Source organism: Limimaricola sp. G21655-S1 (genome assembly GCF_027213785.1).
Classification (GTDB): domain Bacteria; phylum Pseudomonadota; class Alphaproteobacteria; order Rhodobacterales; family Rhodobacteraceae; genus Limimaricola.
Window position 1 is genome coordinate 1 of the sequence record NZ_JAPWGO010000077.1, and the last position, 639, is coordinate 639.

Genomic DNA, 639 nt, shown 5'->3' on the forward strand with positions numbered 1-639 from the left:
GTCGTGGGCGCCGGTTCCGCCGGGTTCTCCGCCTCGATCACCGCCGCCGAGGCTGGCAAGCGCGTCGCGCTCGTGGGCCATGGGACGATCGGAGGGACTTGCGTCAACTTTGGCTGTGTGCCGTCGAAGGTCATGATCCGTGCGGCCGAGGCGCTGCATGGTGCGAGCGCGGCTGCGCGATTTCCCGGCCTGTCAGGTGCTGCGCAGGTCGATGACTGGTCCCGGCTCGTCGCCGGCAAGGACGACCTTGTCGCGACTTTGCGCCAGAAGAAATACGCTGACCTGCTGCCCAACTATGAGGGGGTCGATTACATCGAGGAAGGCCCCGCGACGTTGGTCGAGGGCGGTGTTCAGGTCGGAGATCGCACGATTACCGCGCCCAGAACGCTGATCGCTACGGGCAGCCGGTCGCTTGTCCCGGCGATCCGCGGGATTGAGGATGTCGAACCGCTCGACAGCCAATCACTTCTGGAGCTGGAGACCCTGCCCGAGAGCCTGATCTTCGTCGGGGCTGGCTATATCGGCGCGGAGCTGGCGCAGATGATGGCGCGGATGGGGGTCAAGGTAACCCTCGTGGCACGCTCCCGCCTGCTGCCCGGCGCAGAGCCCGAGGTGTCCGACGCCCTGACCGAGGCTTTC

At 66.7% G+C, this 639-nt stretch carries 1 protein-coding gene; it reads left to right on the forward strand.

Annotation, left to right across the window (positions count from 1 at the left end; all coding sequences use genetic code 11):
• Positions 1-639 (forward strand): FAD-dependent oxidoreductase (locus tag O4G76_RS19900; RefSeq protein WP_269398891.1); only part of this gene is annotated, 639 nt, incomplete at both ends.